We start from the raw sequence: 21,377 nt of genomic DNA, 5'->3' as shown, positions 1-21,377 counted from the left end.
CTAGGCTCAAACCCATGTGATACCGGGCCCCTCTGACGGCTGCCAAGCCGCCATGTCGGATCACTGTTGCCATGCAACGTCGACAATCAAGGAGGGGCTCATGACGGCTCTACACACCTATCTCACCACCCCATTGCTCGGCACCAGCGCCTGGTTGTGGCTGGTATTCATCGCCATCGTCATTGGTCTGCTGGTGCTGGACCTGGGCGTGCTGCACCGCAAAGACCGAGAAATCGAGATGCGCGAAAGCCTGCTGCTGTATTCGGGCTACTTCAGCGTGGGCGTGTTGTTCGGGGTGTGGGTATGGTTTGAACTGGGCGCGCAGTCAGCGCTGGAGTTCTACACCGGTTTTTTGGTCGAGCAGTCGTTGTCGATGGACAACGTATTCGTCATGGCCATGATCTTCAGCTTCTTTGCCATCCCTCGCCGCTACCAGCACCGGGTGTTGTTCTGGGGCATTCTCGGGGTGGTGTTCTTGCGCGCGATCATGATCGGCGTGGGCGCGGCTTTGGTGCAGAACTTTGCCTGGGTGCTTTATCTGTTCGGCGCGTTCTTGCTGTTCACCGGGGTGAAGATGGCCTTTTCCAAACAAGACAGCCATCCGGACCTGGCCAATAATCCAGTGCTGCGCTTCGTACGCAGGCATATGCGCGTCACCGACCAGATCCACGGCCCGCACTTTTTCGTCCACCTCACCCCACCGGGGCAAAGCAAGGCGCTGCGCTATGCCACGCCGCTGTTCCTGGCCCTGGTGTTGATCGAACTGGCTGACCTGGTGTTCGCCGTCGACAGTGTCCCGGCGATCTTCGCCATCACCCAAGACCCCTTCATCGTCTACACCTCGAACATCTTCGCCATCCTCGGCCTACGTTCGCTGTACTTCGCCTTGGCGGCGTTGATGCACCGCTTCGTCTATCTCAAATACGCGCTGGCGCTGGTGTTGATCTTCATTGGTTGCAAGATTTTCTACCACGGGATGATGGGCAAGGTGCCGGCGTTGCTGTCACTGGGGGTGACGTTCGGCTTGTTGCTCGGCGGGGTGCTGTTGTCGCTGTTCAAGACGCGGGACAGTCAGCAAGAGGACGCTGGTCATAGCTCCATCGAAACCGGTGAAGCTACCGATTCACAGGCAGTCAAACCCGGCCAAACGTCTAGCACTGAAGAAAAGAAAGACCCGCATTTGCGGGTCTGAGTTGCCCGTTCAAAGCATAATGCCGCCAAGCTTCATGGTTGGGACAGTCTGATGAGGACAAAGGCGACCATCATCCACGTGAATCCGATTATGGTAAGCCATACAGAAACCAGCATCCTTCGTTTCAAACCCCGAGGAAAATTGCGCAGCTCGTTAATATCTAGCCCCCCCTGCGTATATGTGGTCCAGGGAGTAAGAGCAAGCCGCAAACGAAACAGACCAGCATCCAGCGAGATTTTAACCCGCCGATACCCCACCCTCGTTTCTGTTGCTCAAACCATGGACGACTTTGAATGGCAGACAACATGATGTGGAATTCGCGAGTACTGGCGATGTACAGGCTCATGGCAACACCTGGCAATCCAACTAAAAACGGCCCTGCCAAGAAGGCAATTCTTACAAGCTGCGGCCAACTGTCAAAATCAATCATGTCCGAACTCATATAACTCCTCTGCCAGCCTTTCACCTGCCGCACTACCTCCAAGCCCCCCCCACTGCTGACCCGCCACCCACCGGAACCAAGGCACATATGGGCGTACCAAGACCACTTGTTCCTATGGAGAACACACCGCCAAGCCCGAAGGCGACTGATAGATCACCCCTCCTCGCTCACCAAAGCGCACGCGATAGAACGCCACCGCGTTAAGCGTTGCATCCGGTATGAGCTGGGTCAGATCGGCTGCGAGCGCCAGCCCTTCCAAACAAAAATAGAAGCCTCCTACAGCGCTATATGATTTAGCTGACTGTGAAGCTTGTCCCCTGTTAACCAGCATGCACGTCCCTTCACAAGGAGTGCCCTCATGGAAAAGCCACCGATACCTGACCTCAGCCAACTGCGCGTCAACCGCAAGCTCATTGCCGTCATCGCCACCCCGCTGCTCGCCTGCGCCGCTTTGGCAGCGCTGTTCAACCAAGTGCTGTTCTACAACGAAGCAGGTCAGATGACCCATGTACGGACGATCTTCGGCGAGGAGAAAGTCGTCGAGGACGTGGGCTACGCAACCAAATGGTTCGGCCGCAGCACCTCCTGGCGGCGCACTATCGGCGTCCAGTCGGCCCTGCAAGCGGACAACGAGGAAGGCAATCGCAGTGGTCATCCGTCAGTAACCCTGGAAAACCTGCCCATCGTGTTCCTGGGCAATGTCGACGCCAAGGCCGAGTTCAGCACCCAGTTTCGCCTGCCCTCAGCGGATGCGTTCCTAAAGATTGCCCAGGAGTACCGCACGCCGGATAATTTCCTCCAGCGTGCGCTGCTGCCGGCAGTCAAGGAAACCCTGCAAGCCACGGCGTCACTGATGAGCGCCGACGATTACTATGCCGGCAATCGCAGCCACTTTGGTGCCGAGTTCGAGAACCAGTTGCGCAATGGCCTGTACCTGACCAGTCGCAAGGAGATCCGCGTACAGCGCGACCACTTCCCAGCCCAGACCGCCGTACTCCAGGCCGGCACCGACCAGGGCAGTTTCGGCGACAACAGCGCCACCCGTTTCGTCATCGAAAAGAAGCTCGACAAAGATGGCCAAGAGCTGCGCAAGCAGCAGCAATTTCGCCTGTTTGGCGTCGAAGTCGTCGATGCTCGGGTAACCCATATCGACCCCAACCCGCAGTATCAAGAGCGTATGGTGCGGGTGCAGCAGGCGCTGGCGGAACTGGCGGTGGCCCGGCAAAACCGGCTCAAGGAAGAAGAGGAAAAAGAGTTGGTGTCCGCTCGTGGCGCCAAGGACGTCGAGGCCAAGCGCCAGGAAAGTCTGCGCCAGCAGATCGAGCGCACCACCGAGGCGGAGACGGAAAAGCAGCTGGCCTTGATCAATGCCGATCGGGAAAAACGCCGCGCCGAGATCGATAAGCAGACTGCTGAGCTGCTGCGCGATAAAGCCCAGGTCAATGCCCAAGCCACCAAGATCAGTGCCGACGCCGAAGCCTACGCCCGCGAGGCGTCGCTCAAGGCCGATGGTGCCCTGCAAAACAAGCTCGACGCGCTGGTACAGATCAACCGCGCGTGGGCTGAAGCGGCAGCCAAAGCCCCAGTACCGAACGTGATGATGGGCGGCGCTGAATCAGGCATCGGCCGCCAGGATGAGATGAGTAGGCTGATGAGCGTCTTGGCCACCAAGGCGGCCAAGGATCTGCTGGTGGACCTGAAAACACCCTGATCCCTGAGGGGCGTCACACCGGTAACTGGCAGTGCTGCACACGGCCAGTTACCGCTAAAGAGACCGGCCTGGCGCTATCAGTGCCCGCGCAACATCTCCTTAGGCACGTACTTGCCAATCTCGTACTTGCCAATCGCCGCCCGGTGCACTTCATCCGGCCCATCGGCCAGGCGCAGGGTGCGCTGCATGGCGTACATGTAGGCCAACGGAAAATCACCGCTGACCCCTGCCCCCCCATGAATCTGAATAGCCCGGTCGATCACCCGCAGGGCGACGTTGGGCGCCACTACCTTGATCTGAGCGATCTCGCTGCGCGCCACCTTGTTGCCGACGGTATCCATCATGTACGCAGCCTTGAGGGTCAGCAGCCGCGCCATGTCGATCTCCATCCGTGAATCGGCGATCTTGTCGACGTTGCCGCCCAGACGCGCCAGTGGCCGACCGAACGCGGTGCGCTCGACCGAACGCTTGCACATCAATTCCAGGGCGCGCTCGGCCATGCCGATCGAGCGCATGCAGTGGTGAATGCGCCCAGGCCCCAGGCGTCCCTGGGCGATCTCGAAGCCGCGGCCCTCACCGAGCAGAACATTCTCATAAGGCACCCGCACGTTCTCGAACAGCACCTCGGCGTGGCCATGCGGCGCGTCGTCATAGCCGAATACCGGCAGTGGGCGGACGATCTTCACCCCCGGCGCATCGGTGGGCACCAGTATCATCGAGTGCTGCTGGTGGCGGGGTCCGTCCGGGTTGGACAGGCCCATGAAGATCATCACCTTGCAGCGCGGATCGCAGGCGCCGGAGGTCCACCATTTACGGCCATTGATCACCCACTCATCACCGTCGCGCACTGCGGTGGCTGCCATGTTGGTGGCGTCCGAAGAGGCGACGTCGGGTTCGGTCATGGCGAACGCCGAACGAATCTCGCCACGCAGCAGCGGTTCCAGCCACTGGCGTTTTTGCGCCTCGCTGCCGTAGCGCACCAGCACTTCCATGTTGCCGGTATCGGGCGCCGAGCAGTTGAACGGCTCCGGCCCCAGCAGCGAGCGGCCCATGATCTCGGCCAGCGGCGCGTATTCCAGGTTGCTCAGGCCGGCTCCGAGCTCTGACTCAGGCAAGAACAGATTCCACAGCCCCTCGGCGCGGGCCTTGGCCTTGAGTTCTTCCATGATCGCAGTGGGTTGCCAGCGGTCGCCCTCGGCAACCTGGCGCTCGAACACCGGTTCTGCGGGGTAGACATAGGCCTCCATGAACGCACTGACGCGCTCACGCAGAGCCTGGACCTTGGGCGAATAGGCGAAATCCATTGGGGCTACCTTCACGGGACGAAGAACATGGGCCAGAGACTAGAACAGCCGCAGTCGATCCACCTAGTCTATTTTCCGCGTGTATAAACATTCATAACCGATATATGATCGAGCCATAACTCCAACAACGAGCGGCGCCCATGAACCTCAGCAAGGTTGACCTGAATCTGTTCATCGTCTTTGACGCCATCTATACCGAAGCCAACCTGACCCGTGCCGGGCAGATTGTCGGCATCACCCAGCCGGCGGTGTCCAACGCCCTGTCGCGGCTGCGCGAAACCTTCAACGACCCGCTGTTCGTACGCACCGCCCAAGGCATGGTGCCCACGCCGATGGCGCAGAACATCATCGGCCCGGTGCGCAACGCGCTCGCGCTGTTGCGGGTGTCGGTGCAAGAAAGCCGCATCTTCAATCCACAACAGGCCAACAAGACCTTTCGCATCAGCATGACCGACCTCACCGAGGCGGTGATCCTGCCACCGCTGTTCCAGCGTCTGCGACGTCTGGCGCCGGCGGTGATGATCGAGAGTTTCCTGTGCAAACGCCGTGAAACCACCAAGGAGCTGGCCGCCGGGCGCCTGGACTTTGCCGTCGACGCGCCATTGAACACCGACCCGCAAGTGCGTCACGTCAAACTCATGCAGGACCGTTACGTCTGCGCCCTGCGCCAAGGTCACCCCTTGGCCGACGGCAAGCTGACCTTGGACAACTACCTGGGCATGACCCATATCCATATCTCCAGCCGCCGCAACGGCCTGGGCTATGTCGATCTGGCCCTGGGCAAGATGGGCGTGCAGCGCAAGATCGCCCTGCGCTCGCAGCACTACCTGATGGCCTCGCAGGTATTGCAGCAGACCGACATGGTAATGACCGTGCCGGAACGCTTCGCCCGCCGCCACAACCTGTGTCACCTGCCGCTGCCGGTGGAAGTGCCGCCCTTGGAAACTCATTTGTATTGGCACGAAAGCACTGACCAGGATCCAGCCAACCGCTGGATGCGCGAGCAAATTATCGAGCTATGCGAGCGGGTGGTGATCGAAGAAGAAAAGGCGCTTGAACCTCTCTAGGCTAGGAAATGGCGAGCTCTTGCTATCCATACCTTATTTTGGAGAAGTATTTTCTACTAAAAGTGCAAATAGCCAAACAGATAGAAAAATCTTTCCGACTACACCCAGTAGCATGAATGCATCGATCGCCACCTCCAAGGCGACATGCACGGATTCGCCTCATCATGCCCAGCGCCCCGCTCTACTTCGATTACGCCGCCACTACCCCGGTCGACGACCGGGTTATCGAAACCATGCTCGCCTGTCTTGGACGAGAAGCGAACTTCGGTAACCCGGCCTCCAGTGGCCACTTTTATGGACAAGCCGCACGCGAGCTGGTCGAGCAGGCGCGTAAGCAAGTGGCGCAGCGGGTAGGCGCGCAACCGGACGACCTGGTCTGGACCTCCGGCGCCACCGAATCGAACAACCTGGCGCTCAAAGGCGTCGCCCAAGGCTGTGGTAAACCAAGCCACCTGATCACCAGCCTGCTGGAACACAAGGCCGTGTTGGACACCGTGGCCGAACTTGAACGCCAAGGCTGGGCAGTGACCCGGCTCAAGCCCGATGCGGCCGGCTTGATCCAGCCCGACGCAGTGCACCAGGCATTGCGCGAAGACACCCGATTGGTGTCGCTGATGGCGGTGAACAACGAACTTGGCACGCTGACTGACTTCGCTGCAATTGGCGCCTTGGTTCGCGCCCACGGTGCGCTGCTGCATGTCGACGCGGCCCAGGCCGTGGGTAAGGTGCACCTCGACCTGGCCGAGCAGGCTGTCGACCTGATGTCGTTCTCGGCGCACAAGGTGTATGGCCCCAAAGGTATTGGTGCACTTTACGTCGGCGCCCGTGCGCGCCCAAAGCTGTACGCGCAAATGCACGGTGGCGGCCACGAGCGCGGCCTGCGCTCGGGCACCCTGGCCACCCATCAAATCGTTGCCATGGGCAGCGCCTTCGCCCTCGCCGGCGAGCCCGGCGACAGCGAGCAGCAACGCATCCAGGCCTTGAGCGCGCGCCTGCGTAACGGCCTGCTGGCCTTGCCCGGTGTCAGCCTCAATGGCTGCCCAGAGCAACGCATTCCCCACACCCTGAACCTGTGCATCGATGCCAGTGGTTTCAATAGCGCTGCATTGGCCAGTGAGCTGGCGCTGTCGAGCACCTCAGCCTGTAACTCAGCCAGCAACGCTGCCTCACATGTATTGCTGGCACTCGGCCTGGACGAGCGCAAGGCACGCAACAGTGTGCGCCTGAGCCTTGGCCGTTACACCAGCGAAGCGGATGTAGACAAAGCCGTGGAGGTGTTCAAGCGAGTGGTATCGGCTGCTGCGACTGCATTGTGGTAGCTGCCTGTCCAAGTTCATGTGCATGCTGTGCATGAACCTGGACAGGTGTTCTGGCGTTGTTGTCAAAGCCCCAGGGTTGGGCCACGAATATCATTGGGCGGTGGCACATCGGGATAGCGCGGTAGATGCGGCGGTGGCACGTCCGGCCCACCGCAGATCGGCCTGCTCACCGGCGGAAATACCGGCATGATGGTCGCATCCGAACCACCCGCGACCTGATCCAGCTCCTCGCCGCTCAACTCGCGCGGGGTTTGTGCATGTACAGAAGGCATAAATAACGCTCCTTGAAGTAGATGAGGCAGGCCGAGGCTGAATCAGCCGAGGCCAGGCACGTCGCCAATCAATAGCTGTCGCCGAACAGCTCAGGCCATTCGGGAAACTGCGGCGGCGGCCCGCGGACAATTTCCGGTTGGCCGGCACCGCCGCTGATCAGCTCGGTTTCCTCTTCACTCAAGTCACGCAATGCGTCATGGCTGAACGCATCAGGGCTAGTCATGATCAACACTCCTTGTGGTCAATGAAACGCCCCGATTATTGCTCCCCTCCCTGCCTTTGAATCTAGGGCGGGTGTCCTAACTGCACAGTGCCATCACCTTGGCCTTCAGAGGAAGGTGAACACCGTCGAGGCGGGCAGGCGCGACTTGTTCAGACCGGCGTTGAAGTCTTCCGGGCTGCGGTAGCCCAGGCACAACAGCACGACGCTGGTGAAGCCCCGTTCACGCAGGCCCAACTCTGCATCCAGCGCCTTGCTGTCGAAACCTTCTATTGGCGTAGCGTCGATATTCAGCGCGGCGGCACCGAGCAGCGCCGTGCCCAGCGCCAGGTACGTCTGCTTTTCCATCCAGTGCTGCACGTCCTTTTGATCGAAACGGTGCAGATTGACGTAGAAACGGCGGCTTTGATCTTGCCCTGCGCGGGCCTGATCGTCACGGAAGCGGCCATCTTGCGCCTCCTGTTCCAGCACTGCCTGCAGATGCGCATCAGGCATTTCGGTACGGGTGGCGAAGACGATCACGTGCGAAGCGTTGAGGATTTTCGCCGTGTTGTAGGCGAACGCCTCGGTGCTCTTGGCGATACGCGCCTTGCCTTCATCACTGTCGGCAACGATGAAGTGCCACGGCTGCGAATTGACCGACGAAGGGCTGTGGCGCAGTTGCTCAAGCAAGGTATCGACGGTCGCCTGGGGGATCTTGCGGGCGGCGTCGTAGGCTTTGGTGGTGTAGCGGCGTTTGGCCAGGGTCACGGTGTCCATCGAAAAGCTCCTGTAGTGATCGAAACTGGCGGGCATCTTATCTCGCCCTTGAGAAAGAAAAACCTTCGCCATGCAACAACACTTTCGTCGTGGGAGTGAAAATGCTGCGCTCCCCCCTGCAACCCCGCGCACGCCAGTTCAAGCATTTCCCGAGCTAATGACAAAGTGCCACATCGGCATTAAGATCCAGCCTTTTTGTATGACCGCCACAGCCTCTCCTTCAGGGCGGTTTCGCCAGCTTAAGCAAGGACGTCGCGTGGAGAATTACCAGCTTTCTGAACTATGGAAAACAGCCTTCGCACCTCAGGACGACGGCCTCGACAGGCAACGAAATCGCCTAATCGAAGCGTTCACGGAGTTTCGAAAAAATGTAGCTACGCTGGTAAGCCATATCCACAAGGACATGCCGTCCTTGACCGTGCATGACATCACTCACATCGATGCCCTGTGGCTGACCGCGTCGGAAATTACCGGGCCTGACTATCCGCTCAATCCTGCCGAGGCGTTCGTGCTGGGTGGCGCGTTTCTGCTGCATGACGCAGCGCATTGCGTAGCCGCGTATCCGGGAGGTGTTGAGGAGATCGTCTCGTTGCCGGAATGGGCGGTCTATTGCAATACGTTGAAAATCGATCCGGCAACCCTGCAGCGAGGCAGCCCTGAATTTCAGAAAGTACTGTTCGAAGTGCTGCGCGCCTTGCATCCCAAGCAAGCGCGCAGCTTGGCGCACAAAAGCTGGACGATTGCCGGGGACGATAGCGCGTTGTTCCTGCTGCCTAATGCTGAGCTGCGCAGGGCCTATGGCGACGTGATCGGTTTGGTCGCCGAAAGCCACTGGCATCATCCTCATCAACTTGAGTTGTTGCACCCTCAGAAAATTACCCCAGCAGCTTGCCTGCAACCGGCGTTGTGGACAGTCGATGTGCTCAAACTCGCGCTGATCCTCAGAACGGCAGATGCCGCACACATCGATGCGCAGCGCGCGCCGCGTTTTCTTCAGGCACTAACCAGGCCCACTGGGCTGTCCCTTGAGCACTGGCGGTTCCAGTCCCGCCTAAATAGCGTCAAGCGCGATGCGGATCCTCAACGCAAAGAGTTGTGCCTGTCAGGGTCGCCCTTCCCGCTCGAGGAACAAACCGCCTGGTGGCTGGCCTTTGACGCGGCCAAGATGATCGACAGCGAACTGCGCGCCAGCGAACGCCTGCAGCTCGACTACAATCGACCGCTGTTTGCGGTGCGGTCCGTGGCCCACCTCCACAGCACAGAGAGCTTTGCCGTAAACGTCCCCACTACCGGCTGGCACCCGATCGATACCAGCCTGAAGATCAGCAACATCAGCAAGATCGTGGAGCAGTTCGGTGGGCAGCGGCTTTATGGCGACGATCCCTCTGCCGCCCTTAGGGAGCTGATCCAGAACGCCAGGGATGCGGTCAACGCGTGCCGCAGCCTGGGCGGGCTTGGCGAGGAAGAAGGTGAGATTGAAGTCTGCGTGCAATCCACTGCCGAGGGTGACTGGCTGCATGTCACAGACACGGGGATAGGGATGAGTCGCTATGTACTTACCGAGGTCCTACTCGACTTCGGTAAGTCTTTGTGGAAAAGCGCAGAGTTGCGCGGCGAATGGCAACGCCTGATCACCAGCGACTTCGAGGCGGTTGGCAGATTCGGTATTGGTTTCTTTTCGGTGTTCATGCTTGGGTCACGTATACTCCTAACCACGCGTCGGTATGAGGTTAAAGATAACGAGAGTTGCCAATGGGTGCTGGATTTTGCTAATGACCATCACGCCAGACCCACATTGAGAGCACCGCACGAAGATGAAAGACTACATCGCCATGGAACACGGGTTTCAGTGTTGTTACGCTCAGGAGAACTTAAACGACTGCTCACCTCGAAAATTAACTACAACAAAAGCGTAACGCTTACCTTAGCGGATAAATGCGCAAGTTTGGCACCTTCGCTCGATATACATTTATATTGTAAATTTCAAGGTTCTCGAACCCGAGCAGTACGGGCAAACGACTGGCTAGAGCTTGACGAAATAACCCTCCTCAGCAGAGTCAATCCTGGCTTGGTTGACGTGAGTCCTTGCATCGAAAATTACACGCCGCTTAAATTCATCAAAAATACCGCCGGCGAGATTATCGGCCGCATTGGACTAGACTTATCACCCTACTATCGGCCCGATGGTTTAACATCTGCCGGGGTATATCGTGGCATCCTGACTGGCACTATCCCAGGCCTACTGGGCATATTGAACACCTTTCAACAAGATGATTTGGCGAGAAACACAGCGACGCCCGCACTCACCGCGCAAGAGTTCCACAAGTGGGTGAATGACCACATAGATGAATACTCATCATTAAGCACATTAGACCTTGAGCAGTTCGCCATCTTGGCCCGACTTGGAGTTGATAAAGAAAAAATCAAAATCGGAGCCGTCAGCGGAAGCGACATATCGTATGTAGATTTTCTAACCCTCTGCGCTAAAACCGAAACAATTGCACTCCATGTAGGCCGCATCGATCCTGAAGACCACGACGACGTTTCAGCTAAAAAATTCTATGAAAAATACATTCCCCAAGATTTTGTAATTGAAACAGAAGGCGCACTACCCGTGCACTGGCTGGACTTATCAGAACTCAGCGAACCACGCCAACCCAGATCCACGGTCGAAATAATTGAATACGCTATCACGCAATCCTGGGGAAAATTTACCGCGAGCAAAAATGAGAAATACAAAGTTGCTACCGTCTTTGGGCATGACATCATCAGGAACTGCATAGTTTATCGAAAAAAATGACCCGTCGCCGGTAGGTAGAACATTGCCCTTTCTAAACCTAATACGGCCGTGAAGCCCATTTCGCTTCACGGCCTGGATTTCAGAAGTACTTGAGTAACCTACTAAATCGCAAAAATCGCCGGGATGTACTTGACGAATCCATACACAGTCAAGCCACCAAACCCCACCACGAACAGCACCAGGTAGGTCTCATACCAGCGCAGCACATCTGCCCACGCCACCGGCTTCTTGGCCGCTACCGCGACTTTGTACTTCGACGCCAATTCCGACTCGTCCTGTCGATAGCTCAACCAGGAAAACACCCCGCCCACCAGCAACGCCAGCACCAGCAGGGAGATCATGACGAACAGCGCCAACAGCACCCAAGATGCGTAAAGTCCTGATTCGACCGGCAGCTTATCCTTGGTAGCCATCACCACCGCGAACTGTCCAGCAAACAGCGCCAGCACCAAGGCCTGATACACCGTTATGATCTTGAACGTCGCTTCATTCAGTGCCTGTTTCTGCGACAAGACATACTTGTACTTTTCAAGAACCAGATCGTCTTTCAGGCTCACTTCCCACTCCCTTCCTCTTGATGCCGCTAAGGCGCAATCGCGCCCTTACAGCGCTACCCCCGTTTCCTGGGGGCGCAAATATACTGCGGTTCGCAAAGCGCTGCACATTCGTTCTAAACCTGCGCAGCGGTTCTGCGATAAGGTTGCAGGCTCCTCACAAGCGGCCATGGCCATGAGCAACTGGATCGACCTTGCCCAAGACGTCGATACCGGCATCGAGTCGGTACGGGCGCATTTCATCGGCCATGCCTACGACCCGCACTGGCACGACAGCTACCTGGTGGGCGTGACCGAACAAGGCGTGCAGCAGTTCCACTGCCGCCGCGCCCGCCATCGCAGTACGCCGGGCCAGGTGTTCTTGCTCGAGCCTGGCGAAATCCACGATGGCCAGGCCCCCACCGAGGACGGTTTCACCTATTCGACGCTGTATCTGGACCCCAACTGGATGGAGGCCGAAGTGCGCGCCCTGTTCGAGCACGCGCCTGCCGATGGCCTGCCCAGTTTCGCCGATACGCTGTGCCGCGACGAACGCCTGACGGGGGCTACCTTGCGAGCGTTCAAGGCCATGCACGGCAAAGAGCTGCGCATCGTTCGGCAAACCGCCATGGACGACCTGCTCGCCTGCCTCACCCAGCATCTGCACTGGCGCAAACGGCTCAACCCCGACCCGCGCCTGCCGCTGACCGCGCAGGTGGCCCGTGACTATCTGCATGCGCATCTGGACCAGGACATCGGCCTGGATGACCTGGCGCGCACCTGTGGCGTGGACCGCTTCCGCCTGACCCGGGCGTTCAAGGCCGCCTTTGGCCTGGCCCCGCATGCCTACCTGATCCAGCTGCGGGTCGCCCGCGCCCGCCGCCTGCTGGCGCAAGGCCAAACGCCCGCCGAGGTGGCCAGCGCCCTGGGCTTTGCCGACCAGAGTCACCTGGGGCGCTGGTTTCGGCGGGCGTATCAATTGACCCCGGCAGACTACCGCCGCCGCTGCTCAATCGTTCCAGACTGATCCGCCGCCAGCGGCGAGCATGGTGCTCCAATTGTGTGGAGTACCCCGTCATGGCGCAGTCGCTGTTGCCCTTTGTTCTGTTCGCCCTGGTCGCCAGTATCAGCCCGGGGCCGACCAATCTGCTGATCCTCGCCCACGGCGCCCAGCGCGGCCTGCGCGCCAGCGTGGCGCCGATCCTCAGCGGCTGCCTGGCTGCAGCGGGGATGGTCTGGGTAGTGGGCTTGGGCTTGGCCGAAGTGCTGTTGCAGCACCCCGTCGCGCAGCAGCTGATGAGTTGGCTGGGAGTGCTTTGGCTGAGTTGGCTCGGCTGGCAGTTGCTGCGCAGCGCCGCTGCGCCTTTGCACGGTACCCAGCGGGCACGCTTTGGGGCAGTGAGCGCGGCCACCTTGCAGTTGATCAACCCCAAGGTATGGATGATGGCAATCGCGATCATCGGCGTGTTTGCCGCGCCTGGACAGCCGGTGTGGCAATTGGCGCTGATCTTTCTGATCATCGCCCTGCCGTGCATGACTGCCTGGGCGCTGCTCGGGGTCGGCAGCGCCCGCTGGTTGCAGTCACCGCAGCGGCTGCGGCGGTTCAATCAGCTGCTGGCGTGGTTGCTGATCGTCTCGGCGTGGTCGGCGCTGTTGGCCTGAGCAAGAAAGCCGACTCTCTCAGTGTGGCGCTGGCACTGCCTGGCGAAACAGCGTGGTGCTGGCCACGGCCAGCACCAGCCCAACCAAGGCAACACTGCCGCCGACCAGACCGATATTGGCCACACCCATCTGGCTGCTGACGATACTGCCCAGCAATGCCCCGCCGCCGATGCCGATGTTGTAGATGCCGGAGAACAGCGCCATGGCCACATCGGTGGCATCAGATGCGAGCTTCAAGGTTTTTGACTGCAGCGACAGGCTGAAGCTCAGAATCGCCACGCCCCAGACCATGCTCAGCACAGCGAACGCTGTGAAGGTGCCCGACAGCGGCAACAGCAACAGCAGGCATGCCGCCAGGCAGCCGATCGAGCCGACCAGAAAGCCATGCGGGAAGCGATCGCTATAGCGGCTGAACAGCACCGAACCCAATACACCGGCGCCGCCGAACAACAACAGCAACAAGGTGGTGCGCTCACCGCCGATCTGCGCCACATGCAGGGCGAACGGCTCGATGTAGCTGTAGGCGGTGAACTGCGCAGTGATCACCAGGGTGACCAGCAGGTAGGTAATCACCAGCGCCGGGCGCTTGAACAGGATCGGCAAGCTGCGCAGCGACCCAGAGTTCTGGCTCGGCAGCAGCGGCAGCGACTTCATCAGGCAAAGCATGGTCGCCAGCGCCACTCCAGCAATGCTCAGGAAGGTCACCCGCCAACCCAGCGCCTCACCTACCACGCGCCCCAAGGGGATACCGAGCACCATCGCCAGCGTGGTGCCGGTGGCCAGCAAGCCCAGGGCCTTGGCCTGCTGCCCTGGAGGTGCCACGCGCACCGCCAGAGAGGCGGTGATCGCCCAGAACACCGCATGGGCCAAGGCGATGCCGATCCGGCTGACCAGCAGCATGGCAAAGCTCTGCGACAGCCACGACAACAAGTGGCTGAGGATGAACACCAAAAACACGAACAACAGTAACCGGCGCCGCTCGACGTTGCGCGTCAGCAACATCATCGGCAGCGACGCCAGGGCGACCACCCAGGCATAGATGGTCAGCATCAGGCCGACCTGGGCGGTGGTCATGTCGAAGCTGCGGCCGATGTCACTGAGCAGCGCCACCGGGACGAACTCGGTGGTGTTGAAGATGAACGCCGCCAGGGCCAGCGCGATCACGCTCAGCCAACTGCCGCCGCCCACCGGTGCGGGCATGGATGTAGGGATGGGACCATTCATGGAAGTGGCGTGTAGCTCCAAAGAAAAAAGACGACGACACCCCCGCCAGCCAGCGAGTCGGCCCTCTGGCGGGTGTGGACAAAAATTATTGGAAGGATGCCCGGCATGGTACGCGTCAAGCCTGGGCCTCACAACCGCAGCGCAACCGGAGTACCATGCGCGCTTCTGATAGACCGCGGAACAAGGAGTCCGATCCGCCCATGGATAAGCAACACCCCCAGCAGCAATGGCAACAGGCGGTCAGTAGCTATGCCCAGGCCATCAATCGCTTCGTCAGCCAAGGGCAGGCGCAAGGCTGGGACGATCTCCAAGAGCCGCAAGCGCCGCCCACCGAACATCTGCTCCCCGCCTGGCAGGCAGCCTTGCAAGCGATTAACCAACCCGGCGTCAGTGACGCCCAGCGCCAGGCGTTTCGCCAGGCCTGGCCGCCGGCGCACCAGCCGCTGCTGCCCTTGCTCGAGCAACACGGTCAGGCTATCGCCAATGTGCTGCTGCTTGATGACGGCAGCCTGCTGGCACGCATTGGCACGCCGTTCGAGCGCGGCCAGGTGGTGCGCATCGATGGCTACAGCGTGACCCCGGTGATCGGTGTCGAGCATTTCGGCCGGTGCCCACAACGCCGCTACTTTGCCCTGGCCAACGCTGAAGGTATCCGCGTCACCGATGGCTGGGGCGGGCCACAGGTCGCCCGGTTTGCCTGGCCTAATGGCCTGGAGGGGTTGCCTGCCGGCTATCCGTTCGAGCCGTTCGACCTGCCGCCAACGCCGACCGCGATCACGCCATTCCCCGATGGCCAACGGCTGCTGCTGGTCAGCAGCGAAGGCGTGTTCGTGCTGGCCGCCACTGGCGCCACCCGGCTACTGCCCGATGAGCAAGCGATCCTGGAAGACCTGGCTCAAGGCATCGACCCTGACGACATCAACCTGGGACTGAGCATGGAGCACGGCGCCCTGTCCGCCGACGGCAGCCTGATCGCCATCGGCGAACAGTGCGGCCGCCACCGGATCCTGGACCAACAGCTGCGGCTGCTCGCCGAGATCGGCCCGGTGAGCGAATACCCGCACTTCGCCCTGTTCAACCAGCGCGGCGATCAGGTGCTGCTCAACGCCTGCCACTTCTACAACGGCGCCACCCTCGGGGTGCGCACTGCCGACCTGCCTGGGCTGGACACCGAGCACTACAGCGACGACCCGCGTACCCCACTGTTGCACGAGGGCGCGCGGATCTACGCCGGCGTAGCACGCGAGCACGAATACATCGTCGGCGATGCGCATGGTTACCTGCGGGCCTTTGGCGAGGATGGTCGTGAGCACTGGCAGCATCACCTGGGCTCGACCCTCTGCGCGATGGATATCAGTGCCGATGGGCGCACCCTGGTGGCCGCCAGCTACGCCGGCTTCATCTCGCTGATCGCCCTGGACAGTGGCCGGCCTGACTGGCAGATCGGCACCGGCGAGCATGCCGAGGTGCGCCGCTGGTTGTTCTGGAAGGGGCTGGACAAGCCGCTGGCCTGGTAGCCAGTTTGCCCCGGCCTCATCGCGGGGCAAGCCCGCTCCTAAAGCGATCGGGTAGGAGCGGTCCCGCGATGAGGCCGGGGCCGACGCCATCAGGCCTTGAGCGTGGCCATGTCGATCACGAAGCGATACTTCACATCGCCAACGATCATCCGCTCATAGGCCTGGTTGATGTTGCGGATATCGAGCATCTCGATATCGCAGCTGATGCCATGCTCGGCGCAGAAATCCAGGACTTCCTGAGTCTCGGCGATACCGCCAATCAGCGAACCCGCCAGCACCCGGCGCTTCATCACCAGATTGGCCGCATGCAGCGGTGGCTCGACCGGCTCGATCAAGCCGACCAGGATGTGCACGCCATCGAAGGTCAGCGTTTCCAGGTAGGGGTTGAGATCGTGTTGTACCGGAATGGTGTCGAGCAAGAAGTCAAAACGCCCCGCCGCAGCGCGCATCTGCTCCGGGTCAGTGGACACGATCACGTGATCGGCGCCCTGGCGACGGGCTTCTTCGGCCTTTGCCGCCGACCGGGTGAACAGTGTCACTTCAGCGCCCAGCGCCTTGGCGAACTTGATGCCCATGTGGCCCAGGCCGCCCATCCCGAGAATGCCAACCTTTTGCCCAGGGCCGACGCCATGGTGCTTGAGCGGCGAGTAGGTGGTGATACCGGCGCACAGGATCGGCGCCGCGCTGGCCAGGTCCAGGCCCTGTGGAATGCGCAACACGAAGTGCTCGCTGACCACGATGCTGTTGGAATAGCCACCCATGGTGTTGCTGCCGTCGACCCGATCAGGGGTGGCATAGGTCATGGTCGGACCTTCCAGGCAGTACTGCTCCAGGTCCTTGGCGCAGGCCTCGCAATGCCGGCAGGAGTCGACCATGCAGCCTACGCCCACCAGGTCGCCGACCTTGTGCTGAGTGACCTTGGCACCGACCGCAGTGACCCGACCGACGATCTCATGGCCTGGCATCAGTGGGTATACGGCAATGCCCCACTCGTTGCGCGCCTGGTGGATGTCAGAGTGGCACACACCGCAGTAGAGGATCTCGATGGCGACGTCATCGGCACGCGGGCTGCGGCGCTCGAAGGTCATGGGGGCCAGCGGGCTGGTTGGGGTTTGGGCGGCGTAACCGATGGCGGTATACATGCAGGACCTCGCAAAAAGTGAAACGATTCAGGCGGCGCATTTTGTTCGCCAAAAGCCGCTTCGCCCACAGCAGATTCTCCGGCATGCATGCCTGATTCTCCGAACCTGGCTGTAAGCATCTGGCGCTGGCGCTGCAATCTGCGAAGATGCCAGTGTCTGATCCTCTGCCCTGGTCCATCATGCAGCTCACTCGCCACGTCGACGCCAATGCCCCGCTTTGCGCCCTGATCCGTAGCCTGGCCACGCGCCCAGGCTTTGTACCGACTCACTTGCCCCAGGTGCAGGTATTGAGTTGGGATCATTACGTGGCCAGCAGCCCGCAGCTCTACGAGCCCAGCCTGATGATCCTGGCCCAGGGCAGCAAGCTGGCGCGCCTGGGGCCACGCACCCTGGAGTACGGCGCCGGACATTACTTGGTGCAGGCGCTGTCGGTGCCGTTCATGTGCGAGACCTTCGCTACCGCTGAGGCGCCGTTACTAGGAGTGGCCGTCGATATCGATCGTGGCATGCTCAGCGAGTTGGTGCAGAACATGGGCCTTGCCGCCGATGCCGCGGTCGAGGCGCAGACGCCCCAGTCGATGACCTCGGCAGCACTGGACGCGCCGATGCGCGAGAGCGTCGAGCGCTTGCTACAGTGCCTGCAGGATCCACTGGACGCCAAGGTGCTGGGGCCGGCACGGGTGCGCGAGGTGCTCTATACCGCCTTGCGCGGCCCACAGGCTGGGGTGTTGCGGGCGCTGGTCGAACAGCAGGGGCATTTCGCCCGGATTGGCGCTGCGCTGGCTTACCTGCGCGAGCACTACGCCGAGCCGTTGAGCGTGGAGGCGTTGGCCAGTTGCGCCAACATGAGCGTGTCGACCTTCCATGAGCACTTCAAGCGCTGCACCGACATGGCGCCGATGCAGTACCTCAAACGCTTGCGCCTGCTCAAGGCCCAGCAAATGCTGATCGGCGAAGGCCTGGGCGTGGCACAGACCGCGCACCGGGTGGGGTACCAGAGCACCTCGCAGTTCAGCCGCGAGTACAAGCGCCAGTTTGCCCACAGCCCGGGCGATGCGCAGCCTTACCAGAGCCTTCCGGTCTAAGTAGCCAATGGGGGTCGCGTTGTAGCCCTTCGCAGCGCAGGCGGCCCCAATCCCCCAGGGTTCACTCCAGCCTGATGTTCTGCGTAGTACCTGTAGGAGCGGGCTTGCCCGCGAAGGGCCGCAAAGCGGCCCCATAGCAAGACCTTTAGTGGACATACCAAGCCATGCAACCAATGCATTTGCCCTTTGCCGCGAACCCGTGGCATAGATGCGGGTCTGCCTTTACATGTCCGCTTTGCGCCATCGAGGAGTTTCGTGCATGAGCAAATCCCCCTACGTCCCGCCCAAGGTCTGGCGCAACGACGCAGCCTCCGGCGGTCAGTTCGCCAGCATCAACCGCCCGGTTGCCGGCGCCACCCATGACAAAGCGCTACCGGTAGGTAAGCAGCCCTTGCAGCTGTATTCGCTGGCAACGCCCAATGGCGTCAAAGCCACCATCTTGCTCGAAGAGCTGCTGGCACTGGGGCACAGCGGGGCTGAATACGATGCTTGGCTGATCCGCATCGGCGACGGCGAGCAGTTCTCCAGCGGCTTCGTCGAGGTCAACCCCAACTCCAAGATCCCTGCCCTGCTCGATCGCAGTGTCGAGCCTGCCATCCGCGTGTTCGAGTCTGGTTCGATCCTGGTTTACCTGGCCGAGAAGTTCGGCGCGTTTCTGCCCAAGGCGCCTGCCGCGCGTACCGAAACGCTGAACTGGCTGTTCTGGCAGATGGGCGCCGCGCCCTACCTGGGCGGTGGTTTCGGCCACTTCTATGTGTATGCGCCGGAGAAGATCGAATACGCCATCAACCGCTTCACCATGGAAGCCAAACGGCAATTGGACGTGCTCGACCGACGCCTGGCCGAGAGCCGCTACCTGGGTGGCGATGAATACAGCATCGCCGACATCGCCGTGTGGCCGTGGTATGGCCAGCTGGTACGCGGCAACTTGTATGACGCCGCCGAGTTTCTCGCGGTGCAGGAATACCCTAATGTGCAGCGCTGGGCCGAAGAAATCGCCCAACGCCCCGCGGTGCAGCGTGGCACCCGGGTCAATCGCACCTGGGGTGATGAAGCGAGCCAGGTGCCAGAGCGGCATTCGGCAGCGGATCTGGATTGACCCACGGGGGGCCGCCAGACAGCGGCCCCACCCAGCGCGTTAGCCCACCAGATGCAGGAAATGCATATGCCGTTCGAAGTGATCGAGAATGTCCCCGATCACTTCGTCCTTCGACCAGCCCATCACATCATGATCCTGACCGCCCTCGCGCAGGTGGACTTCGGCGCGGAAGTACTTGCGCTCATCGCCCGGCGCATCGCTGCTGACGAAGCTGGGCATGGCATAGGCCTGCGGACGAATCTGGTAGACGAAGGTATCGTCACTCGGGCCGACCTTGAGCGTCACACTGCCCTCCTCACCCTCCTCCACGCTGCACTCATAGCCCTGGCGCCGCCATTCTTCGGCCACCGCTTCACAGGCCGGCAATCCGACTTCGGTAATGAAGCGCGAGACATGCGCACGACGCGGGAACATCGCCAGCGTGCGCAGGCGCCGCTGCCAGTTACCGGCAGCACGTGAAGCGGTCGGCGAGATAGCCAGTGCCTGATAGCGCAAGTTGCGCTTGGTCGCATCGAGCTTGAGCGCCTTGAGCAAGCCACGGGTGCTGCACAGCAAGGCGATGGTGAACGGCAAGGCACTGGCGATGGTCGCTGTCTGCAACGCCTTCAGGCCATCGGCAAGCAGCAGTGCGATCGCCACCAGGCCCATGCTCGACGCCCAGAAGATTCGCTGGCGAATCGGCGTATTCTCCTGACCGCCCGAGGCGAGCATGTCGACCACCATCGCCCCGGTGTCGGCGGAGGTGACAAAGAACACCACCACCATGATCACTGCCAGGGTGCTGATCACACTGGCGAACGGAAAGTGCTCAAGGAAGGCGAACAACGCCAGCGAGGTGTCCTTGTTCACCGCCATGGCCAAGTCGTTCAGCCCCTCGTTGAGGATCATATGGATCGCGGTATTGCCGAACACCGTCATCCACAGCAGGGTGAATGCGGTCGGCACCAGCAGCACGCCGGTGACGAATTCGCGGATCGTGCGGCCGCGGGAGATGCGCGCGATGAACAGCCCGACGAAGGGCGACCAGGCCAGCCACCAGCCCCAGTAGAACAGGGTCCAGCCGCCGATCCAGTCCGTCGGCTGGTAGGCATACAGGTTGAGCGTGCGGGTGACGATCTCGCCCAGGTAGCTGCCGGTGTTCTGTACGAAGGTCTGCAAGATCAGCACAGTCGGCCCCAGCAGCATCACCATCAGCAACAGCAGCACCGCCAGGCCCAGGTTGAGCTCGGAAAGCCGGCGAATGCCCTTGTCCAGCCCCGACATCACCGACAAGGTGGCGAGTAAGGTAGTACCGATGATCAGCCCGATCTGGATCGGTGTCGACACCGGCACGCCGAACAACGCATTGAGCCCGGTGTTGATCTGCGCCACGCCAAAGCCCAGCGAAGTGGCCACGCCAAACACCGTGCCGATGATGGCGAAGATGTCCACGGCATGACCGATCGGCCCGTAGATGCGTTCACCAATCAGCGGGTACAGCGCCGAACGCAAGGTCAGCGGCAAACCCTGGCGGTAGCTGAAGTAGGCCAGGATCAACGCCACGATGGCATAGATCGCCCAGGCATGCAGGCCCCAGTGGAAGAAGGTGATGCGCATGGCTTCGCCGGCGGCCTGCACCGTACCGCCCTCGCCCATCGGCGGATTGAGAAAGTGCATGACCGGCTCGGCCACGCCAAAGAACATCAAGCCGATGCCCATGCCGGCAGAAAACAGCATGGCGAACCAGGTGGTGCTGCTGTAATCGGGGGTGCTGTGGTCGGGCCCAAGCTTGATATCGCCATAGCGGCTGATGCCGAGGAACACCACCGTGCCGAGAATCACCGCCACCGCCAGGATGTAGAACCAGCTGACATTGCCGATGATCCACCCTTGGACCTGGGCGAACAGGTTCTGGGCATGGGATTGAAACACGCTGGCATACAGCACCAGCAGCAGCAACAGGACGGCGGAAACCCAGAAAACCGGAGGGTTGATCGTGGATTTGGGGATTTTGTCTGGCGGTATCGACATCGATGGCAGGCTCCAACG

18 protein-coding genes are annotated in these 21,377 nt (G+C 60.8%); 10 read left to right on the top strand and 8 right to left on the bottom strand.

Features of this window, described 5'->3' with window-relative positions:
• The first annotated feature begins 100 nt into the window (after window positions 1-100).
• Together ACI2JX_RS04090 and ACI2JX_RS04085 are read left to right on the top strand one after the other, a co-directional pair.
• Window positions 101-1,192 carry a TerC family protein gene (locus ACI2JX_RS04090; protein WP_404689445.1) on the top strand — a complete coding sequence of 364 codons (1,092 nt, stop codon included), beginning with the start codon at window positions 101-103 and terminating at the stop codon, window positions 1,190-1,192.
• Between the two features lie 800 nt (window positions 1,193-1,992).
• A complete protein-coding gene (locus ACI2JX_RS04085; protein WP_264233472.1) occupies window positions 1,993-3,345 on the top strand; it encodes an SPFH domain-containing protein in 1,353 nt (450 codons plus the stop codon).
• 77 nt (window positions 3,346-3,422) lie between these two features.
• Here the strand turns inward: ACI2JX_RS04085 and ACI2JX_RS04080 are convergent, their stop codons facing one another.
• Window positions 3,423-4,649 (bottom strand): acyl-CoA dehydrogenase, encoded by a 1,227-nt coding sequence (locus ACI2JX_RS04080; protein ID WP_368973169.1) that lies wholly within the window; start codon window positions 4,647-4,649, stop codon window positions 3,423-3,425.
• A 140-nt stretch (window positions 4,650-4,789) separates the two neighbouring features.
• On the opposite strand from ACI2JX_RS04080, the gene ACI2JX_RS04075 reads away from it, so the two are divergent.
• Complete coding sequence (locus ACI2JX_RS04075; RefSeq protein WP_404689444.1) at window positions 4,790-5,716, top strand: LysR family transcriptional regulator; 927 nt, start codon at window positions 4,790-4,792, stop codon at window positions 5,714-5,716.
• 164 nt (window positions 5,717-5,880) lie between these two features.
• A complete protein-coding gene (locus tag ACI2JX_RS04070; RefSeq protein WP_404689443.1) occupies window positions 5,881-7,035 on the top strand; it encodes a cysteine desulfurase family protein in 1,155 nt (384 codons plus the stop codon).
• Between the two features lie 62 nt (window positions 7,036-7,097).
• Here ACI2JX_RS04070 and ACI2JX_RS04065 read toward each other — a convergent pair whose 3' ends face one another.
• The 3 genes from ACI2JX_RS04065 to nfsB all read right to left on the bottom strand — a co-directional run bounded on the left by ACI2JX_RS04065 (window position 7,098) and on the right by nfsB (window position 8,287).
• Window positions 7,098-7,307, bottom strand: coding sequence for a hypothetical protein (locus tag ACI2JX_RS04065; protein WP_368973172.1), 210 nt, complete (start codon window positions 7,305-7,307; stop codon window positions 7,098-7,100).
• Between the two features lie 68 nt (window positions 7,308-7,375).
• Entirely contained in the window at window positions 7,376-7,531 is a 156-nt protein-coding gene (locus tag ACI2JX_RS04060) for a hypothetical protein (protein WP_368973173.1), read from the bottom strand.
• 105 nt (window positions 7,532-7,636) lie between these two features.
• The gene (nfsB, locus tag ACI2JX_RS04055; RefSeq protein ID WP_404689442.1) at window positions 7,637-8,287 is read right to left on the bottom strand and encodes an oxygen-insensitive NAD(P)H nitroreductase; all 651 of its coding nucleotides are present in this window, start codon (window positions 8,285-8,287) and stop codon (window positions 7,637-7,639) included.
• A gap of 70 nt (window positions 8,288-8,357) precedes the next feature.
• Between nfsB and ACI2JX_RS04050 the strand changes: the two genes are divergently transcribed.
• A complete protein-coding gene (locus ACI2JX_RS04050; RefSeq protein WP_404689441.1) occupies window positions 8,358-11,087 on the top strand; it encodes an ATP-binding protein in 2,730 nt (909 codons plus the stop codon).
• Window positions 11,088-11,188: 101 nt separating this feature from the next.
• Here the strand turns inward: ACI2JX_RS04050 and ACI2JX_RS04045 are convergent, their stop codons facing one another.
• The gene (locus tag ACI2JX_RS04045) at window positions 11,189-11,644 is read right to left on the bottom strand and encodes a hypothetical protein (RefSeq protein WP_404689440.1); all 456 of its coding nucleotides are present in this window, start codon (window positions 11,642-11,644) and stop codon (window positions 11,189-11,191) included.
• Window positions 11,645-11,816: 172 nt separating this feature from the next.
• Between ACI2JX_RS04045 and ACI2JX_RS04040 the strand changes: the two genes are divergently transcribed.
• Entirely contained in the window at window positions 11,817-12,647 is an 831-nt protein-coding gene (locus ACI2JX_RS04040) for an AraC family ligand binding domain-containing protein (RefSeq protein ID WP_404689439.1), read from the top strand.
• Between the two features lie 50 nt (window positions 12,648-12,697).
• Window positions 12,698-13,282, top strand: a complete 585-nt coding sequence (locus ACI2JX_RS04035) for a LysE family translocator (protein ID WP_404689438.1) — start codon at window positions 12,698-12,700, stop codon at window positions 13,280-13,282.
• Window positions 13,283-13,300: 18 nt separating this feature from the next.
• On the opposite strand, the gene ACI2JX_RS04030 is transcribed toward ACI2JX_RS04035, so the two are convergent.
• A complete protein-coding gene (locus ACI2JX_RS04030) occupies window positions 13,301-14,506 on the bottom strand; it encodes a sugar transporter (RefSeq protein ID WP_368973177.1) in 1,206 nt (401 codons plus the stop codon).
• Window positions 14,507-14,706: 200 nt separating this feature from the next.
• Between ACI2JX_RS04030 and ACI2JX_RS04025 the strand changes: the two genes are divergently transcribed.
• Window positions 14,707-16,023 (top strand): hypothetical protein, encoded by a 1,317-nt coding sequence (locus ACI2JX_RS04025; protein ID WP_368973178.1) that lies wholly within the window; start codon window positions 14,707-14,709, stop codon window positions 16,021-16,023.
• Between the two features lie 89 nt (window positions 16,024-16,112).
• Here the strand turns inward: ACI2JX_RS04025 and ACI2JX_RS04020 are convergent, their stop codons facing one another.
• On the bottom strand, window positions 16,113-17,165 hold the full coding sequence (locus ACI2JX_RS04020; protein WP_404689437.1) for an NAD(P)-dependent alcohol dehydrogenase: 1,053 nt from the start codon (window positions 17,163-17,165) through the stop codon (window positions 16,113-16,115).
• Window positions 17,166-17,344: 179 nt separating this feature from the next.
• Here ACI2JX_RS04020 and ACI2JX_RS04015 point away from each other — a divergent pair, with 179 nt between their 5' ends.
• The gene (locus tag ACI2JX_RS04015; protein ID WP_264233685.1) at window positions 17,345-18,250 is read left to right on the top strand and encodes an AraC family transcriptional regulator; all 906 of its coding nucleotides are present in this window, start codon (window positions 17,345-17,347) and stop codon (window positions 18,248-18,250) included.
• A 259-nt stretch (window positions 18,251-18,509) separates the two neighbouring features.
• Window positions 18,510-19,349, top strand: a complete 840-nt coding sequence (gene yghU, locus ACI2JX_RS04010) for a glutathione-dependent disulfide-bond oxidoreductase (protein WP_404689436.1) — start codon at window positions 18,510-18,512, stop codon at window positions 19,347-19,349.
• 39 nt (window positions 19,350-19,388) lie between these two features.
• Here the strand turns inward: yghU and ACI2JX_RS04005 are convergent, their stop codons facing one another.
• Complete coding sequence (locus ACI2JX_RS04005) at window positions 19,389-21,359, bottom strand: BCCT family transporter (protein ID WP_404689435.1); 1,971 nt, start codon at window positions 21,357-21,359, stop codon at window positions 19,389-19,391.
• Window positions 21,360-21,377 lie beyond the last annotated feature (18 nt).

The sequence above is a fragment of the Pseudomonas sp. NPDC088890 genome (assembly GCF_044900155.1).
Taxonomy (GTDB): domain Bacteria; phylum Pseudomonadota; class Gammaproteobacteria; order Pseudomonadales; family Pseudomonadaceae; genus Aquipseudomonas; species Aquipseudomonas urmiensis.
Note: the sequence above shows the minus strand (reverse complement) of the source record. Positions and strands in the feature narration are given on the sequence as shown.

Coding starts and splice junctions, on each gene's coding strand:
- ACI2JX_RS04020 (WP_404689437.1), bottom strand. CDS start 17,165: ATGTATACCGCCATCGGTTACGCCGCCCAAACCCCAACCAGCCCGCTG.
- ACI2JX_RS04065 (WP_368973172.1), bottom strand. CDS start 7,307: ATGCCTTCTGTACATGCACAAACCCCGCGCGAGTTGAGCGGCGAGGAG.
- nfsB (WP_404689442.1), bottom strand. CDS start 8,287: ATGGACACCGTGACCCTGGCCAAACGCCGCTACACCACCAAAGCCTAC.
- ACI2JX_RS04050 (WP_404689441.1), top strand. CDS start 8,358: ATGCAACAACACTTTCGTCGTGGGAGTGAAAATGCTGCGCTCCCCCCT.
- ACI2JX_RS04030 (WP_368973177.1), bottom strand. CDS start 14,506: ATGAATGGTCCCATCCCTACATCCATGCCCGCACCGGTGGGCGGCGGC.
- ACI2JX_RS04090 (WP_404689445.1), top strand. CDS start 101: ATGACGGCTCTACACACCTATCTCACCACCCCATTGCTCGGCACCAGC.
- ACI2JX_RS04070 (WP_404689443.1), top strand. CDS start 5,881: ATGCCCAGCGCCCCGCTCTACTTCGATTACGCCGCCACTACCCCGGTC.
- ACI2JX_RS04025 (WP_368973178.1), top strand. CDS start 14,707: ATGGATAAGCAACACCCCCAGCAGCAATGGCAACAGGCGGTCAGTAGC.
- ACI2JX_RS04040 (WP_404689439.1), top strand. CDS start 11,817: ATGAGCAACTGGATCGACCTTGCCCAAGACGTCGATACCGGCATCGAG.
- ACI2JX_RS04005 (WP_404689435.1), bottom strand. CDS start 21,359: ATGTCGATACCGCCAGACAAAATCCCCAAATCCACGATCAACCCTCCG.
- ACI2JX_RS04015 (WP_264233685.1), top strand. CDS start 17,345: ATGCAGCTCACTCGCCACGTCGACGCCAATGCCCCGCTTTGCGCCCTG.
- ACI2JX_RS04060 (WP_368973173.1), bottom strand. CDS start 7,531: ATGACTAGCCCTGATGCGTTCAGCCATGACGCATTGCGTGACTTGAGT.
- ACI2JX_RS04085 (WP_264233472.1), top strand. CDS start 1,993: ATGGAAAAGCCACCGATACCTGACCTCAGCCAACTGCGCGTCAACCGC.
- ACI2JX_RS04035 (WP_404689438.1), top strand. CDS start 12,698: ATGGCGCAGTCGCTGTTGCCCTTTGTTCTGTTCGCCCTGGTCGCCAGT.
- ACI2JX_RS04080 (WP_368973169.1), bottom strand. CDS start 4,649: ATGGATTTCGCCTATTCGCCCAAGGTCCAGGCTCTGCGTGAGCGCGTC.
- yghU (WP_404689436.1), top strand. CDS start 18,510: ATGAGCAAATCCCCCTACGTCCCGCCCAAGGTCTGGCGCAACGACGCA.
- ACI2JX_RS04075 (WP_404689444.1), top strand. CDS start 4,790: ATGAACCTCAGCAAGGTTGACCTGAATCTGTTCATCGTCTTTGACGCC.